This is a genomic window from Streptomyces sp. NPDC014006, assembly GCF_043088925.1.
GTDB lineage: Bacteria > Actinomycetota > Actinomycetes > Streptomycetales > Streptomycetaceae > Streptomyces.
The window spans coordinates 1-4705 of the sequence record NZ_JBICAJ010000044.1; the positions used below are offsets into that span (position 1 = coordinate 1).

Annotated in this window: 2 protein-coding genes; both read right to left on the reverse strand. The window is 72.8% G+C overall.

The window, feature by feature from the left end; genetic code table 11:
* The coding region (locus ACF1GV_RS42440; RefSeq protein ID WP_391692508.1) for a type I polyketide synthase at positions 1–1672 on the reverse strand (1672 nt) is incomplete at its 3' end.
* Between the two features lie 130 nt (positions 1673–1802).
* Positions 1803–4705, reverse strand: a 2903-nt coding sequence (locus ACF1GV_RS42445) for an SDR family NAD(P)-dependent oxidoreductase (protein ID WP_391692506.1), incomplete at its 5' end; no start/stop codon positions are given.

A 4705-nucleotide genomic window follows, 5' to 3' on the forward strand; every position in this document is an offset into this window, starting at 1 on the left:
CTACGTGAGGCGAAGGCTCCCCCTGAGCGAGGGCGTCGAGGGCCTTGAAGAGTTCGCCGGTGCTGCTGCCGAGGGCGACCGCGCGGTGCTCGAACGCGGAGCGGGTGGTGGCCAGCGCGTGGGCGACCTCGGCGGTGCCGAGGCCGGGCCGCTGATCGACGTACTCACGCAGCTGTCGTGCCTGAGCGCGCAGCGCCTCCGCGGTCCGGGCGGAGATCACCCACGGCACGACGCCCGTCGTCCCGCGCGGCTTCTCCGGAGAGGCGCCCTCTTCCTCGTCGGCCTCGACGGGCGGGGCCTCTTCCAGCAAGGCATGGGCGTTGGTGCCGCTGATGCCGAAGGAGGAGATGCCGACACGTCGGGGCCGGTCGAGCGCCGGCCACTGCACGTCCTCGGTGAGCAGGGAGACGGCCCCGGCCTCCCAGTCGATACGGGAGGACGGCTCGTCCACGTGCAGGGTGCGCGGCAGCAGGCCATGGTCGAGGGCCATCACCATCTTGATGATCGAGGCGGCACCGGCGGCGGCCTGGGTGTGGCCGATGTTGGACTTCACCGAGCCGAGCCACAGGGGCCGGTCGGCGGGGCGGTCCTGTCCGTACGTGGCGATCACTGCCTGCGCCTCGATGGGGTCGCCCAGCTTGGTGCCGGTGCCGTGTGCCTCGACCGCGTCGACCTGGTCGGGCGTCAGACGGGCGGAGGCCAGTGCCTGGCGGATGACCCGTTCCTGTGAGGGGCCGTTGGGCGCGGTGAGGCCATTACTGGCGCCGTCCTGGTTGATGGCGCTGCCGCGGATCACGGCGAGCACCCGGTGCCCGTTGCGGCGCGCGTCCGACAGCCGCTCCACCAGCAGCATGCCGATGCCCTCGGACAGCGCGGTACCGTCCGCACCCGAGGCGAACGCCTTGACACGGGCGTCCGGCGCCAGCCCCCGCTGCCGGCTGAACTCGATGAACGAGGCCGGCGAGGACATCACGGAGATGCCTCCGGCCAGCGCCATCGAGCAGTCGCCCTGCCGCAGCGCGTGGCAGGCCAGATGCAGGGCGACCAGCGAGGAGGAGCAGGCCGTGTCGACGGTGACGGCCGGGCCCTCCAGGCCGAGGGTGTACGCCACCCGGCCGGACACCACACTCGGCGTGTTGCCGATACCGAGGTGCCCCTCCAGCTCGGCCGGCACCTCGGGCAGCCGGGTCGCGTAGTCCTGGTAGTTGCTGCCGACGAAGACACCAGCCTTGCTGCCGCGCAGCGACTGCGGGTCGATGCCGGCCCGCTCGAAAGCCTCCCATGACGTCTCAAGCAGCAGCCGCTGCTGCGGGTCCATCGCCAGCGCCTCGCGCGGCGAGATGCCGAAGAAGGCCGGGTCGAAGTCGGCGGCGTCGTACAGGAATCCGCCCTCCCGCACATAGGAGGTGCCGGAGCGGTCCGGGTCGGCGTCGTAGAGCGCGTCCAGGTCCCAGCCGCGGTTGTCGGGGAACGCGGAGATCGCGTCACGGCCCTCGGCGACGACCTGCCAGAGGTCCTCCGGGGAACGGACGTCACCCGGGAAGCGGCAGCTCATGCCGATGATGGCGATCGGCTCGTGATCCTTCGACTCGGCCTCGTTGAGCCGGCGGCGGGTCTGGCGCAGGTCGTTGACGACCTGCTTCAGATAGTCGCGGAGCTTGTCCTCGGTCATGTTCTGGGCAGCGTCGGAGGAACGGGCGGGCTTTGACATCAGGTCACGTCCTATAAAGGCCAGTGGTCAGGTGGCACGGTGGGGAGGAGAGTGGGCGGCGCCGCGGGCGAGGGGCGGAGCGGAGACGGGATCAGAGCTGGCCCAGCTCCTTGTCGATGAGGTCGAACATCTCGTCGTCGCTGACGGGGTCGAACTCCCCGTCCCCCACGAGCCCTTCGGCTTCGTTCGCGGTGCCGCGGGTGTCGTCCCACTTCCAGAGCAGGGCCTGCAGCCGCGCCGCGATCTTGCCTCGGGCGTCGTCGTCCAGGGCGGATTCGAGGAACGCGGTCTCCAGCCGCTCCAACTCCGCCGAGAGAGGCAGGCCGGCCTCCTGCGCCTGCGGTACGAGATCGTCCAGCAGCCGCTGCGCGAGGGCGGCCGGGTTGGGGTAGTCGAAGACCAGGGTCGGCGTCAGCCGCAGCCCGGTCGCCGACCGGAGCCGGTTGCGCAGCTCGACGGAGGTCAGCGAGTCGAACCCGAGATCCTTGAAGGCCCGGTTCGCCCGTGCCTCCTCGGGCGAGGCATGCCCGAGCACGGCCGCGACCTGCTCCCGTACGAGATCCAGCAGCATCCGCTCCTGATCGGCTCGGGCCAGCCCGGCCAGCCGGCTGGCGATCCCGGACACGCCATGCTCGGTACGGCCCCTGGACGTGGCCGCCGTACGCCGGACGGCCGTCGTGCGGACGACACCGCGGAACAGGGGCGCCATGACACCGCCCGCCGCCTGCGCGCGCAGCTCCGCCAGATCCAGACGGGCCGGGACTACCATGGCGTCGCCCAGCGCGGTGGCGGCGTCGAACAGGGCCAGGCCCTCGTCCGCGGACATCGGCGCCGCACCGACCCGGGCCATCCGCGCCAGGTCCACGTCGCTCAGCCGCCCGGCCATACCGCTGCGCTGCTCCCACAGTCCCCAGGCCAGCGACACGGCGGGCAGCCCGCGCTCGTGCCGGTGGCGGGCGAGAGCGTCGAGGAAGGCGTTGGCGGCCGAGTAGTTGGCCAGTCCCGCCCCGCCGAGCGTGCCCGAGAGGGACGAGAAGAGCACGAACGCGGACAGGTCCAGATCCTCGGTCAGCGCATGCAGATTCAGCGCGCCGTCGACCTTCGGCCGCAGCACCCGGTCGATCCGCTCCGGCGTCAGCGCCTCGACCACCCCGTCGTCCAGGACGGCCGCGGTGTGCACCACGGCGGTGAGCGGACGCTCCGCCGGTACGGCGGTCAGCAGCCCGGCCAGCGCGTCCCGGTCGGCGACGTCGCAGGCGGCGACCTTGACCGTGGCCCCGAGCCCGGTCAGCTCGGCCACCAGCTCCGGCACGCCGTCGGCGGCGGCACCGCGCCGACTGGTGAGCAGCAGGTTCCGCACCCCGCGCTCAGCCACCAGATGGCGCGCGAGCAGCCGGGCGAGCCCACCCGAGGCACCGGTCAGAAGGACAGTGCCCTCGGGCGCGAACGCGGGCTCCACCTCCGCGGGGCGCGCGGCACGGGCCAGCCGCGGTGCGCTGACCTCGGTGCCGCGCAGCCGCAGCTGCGGCTCGTCGCCGGCCGCCGCGGCCGCCAGCGTCTCCCAGTCGGGCTCGCCGCCGTCCGTCTCCACCAGCACGAACCGGCCCGGATTCTCGACCTGCGCAGACCGGACCAGACCCCAGACCGGTGCGCCGGTCAGGCCCTGCCCGGCCAGGAACACCAGCCGCGACGCGGCGAACCGGTCGTCGGCCAGCCATGCCTGTACGAGGGCCAGCGCGCGGTGCGTGACGTGGCGTACGGCGTCCGCCGTGGTGCCGTCCGTGGTGTCCGGGAAGGCTGCGAAGACCAGCTCGGGGACGGGTGCGGCTGTTGTGGCGAGGCTGCCGAGGTCGTCGTACGCGTCGATGTTGCTGTGACCGCTGTCGTTGCCAACGACGGCCCAGCGTCCGGCCGGCGCGCCGGACCGGGACAGCGCGACCGGCGCCCATTCCACCTGGAACAGCGAGTCGCCACGTGCCTCCCGCGCTCCCTCGAGCTGCTCCTTGCCGACCTGCCGCAGCGTCAGTACGTCGACCGAGGCGACCGGCCCACCCACCGAGTCGGCCACCGTGACGGACACGGCGTCCTCGCCGGCCAGGGCGATCCGCACCCGGACAGCGTCCGCGCCCTGGGCGTGGAGGGTCACCCCAGTCCATGCGAACGGACGCCGGGTGAGTCCCTCACCGGGCTCGGCCAGCAGCACACCCAGACCCAGCGGCTGGAGCGCAGCATCGAGTAGGGCCGGGTGGATGCCGTACTCCTTGGCTCCGGCGGCGTCCTCCTCCGACAGGGCGACATCGGCGAACACCTCGTCCCCGCGCCGCCAGGCGGCCCGCAGCCCCTGGAAGGCAGGGCCGTACTCGACACCCTGGGCGGCCATCCGGTCGTACGCGTCCACCACTGTGATTGCCTCCGCCCCGGCGGGTGGCCAGGCGGTCAGGTCGGCAGCGGGTTCCGGCGACTGCTGCGCAGTGTCGGGAGCCACCGTGCCGGTGGCACGCAGGGTCCAGGGCTCGTCGTCCCCGGCGTCCTGCGCCCGCGAGTGCAGGTTCAGCTCGCGCCGGCCGGAGTCGTCGGCCTCCCCGAGCCCGAGCTGGATACGGACCCCGCCCTTGTCGGGCACCACCAGGGGTGCCTCCAGGGTGAGTTCCTCTACGGTGCCGCAGTCGACGTGGTGGCCGGCCTGGAGGGCGAGTTCGAGGAAGCCGGTGCCCGGGAGCAGGACGGTGCCGGCCACGGCGTGGTCCGCCAGCCAGGGGTGGCTCTGCAGCGACAGCAGGCCGGTGAACAGGTGCGTGTCCGTGCCCGCGAGCTCAACAGCGGCGCCGAGCAGGGGGTGTCCGGCGATGCCGAGGCCGAAAGACTCGGCGTCGACGGGCCGTGCGGTGGCCGACGCGGGCCAGTAGCGCTGGTGCTGGAAGGGGTAGGTGGGCAGGTCGATGTGTTGGCTGTTCCGAGGGATGGGCCAGTTGACGGGGTGGCCGTGGGTGTGGA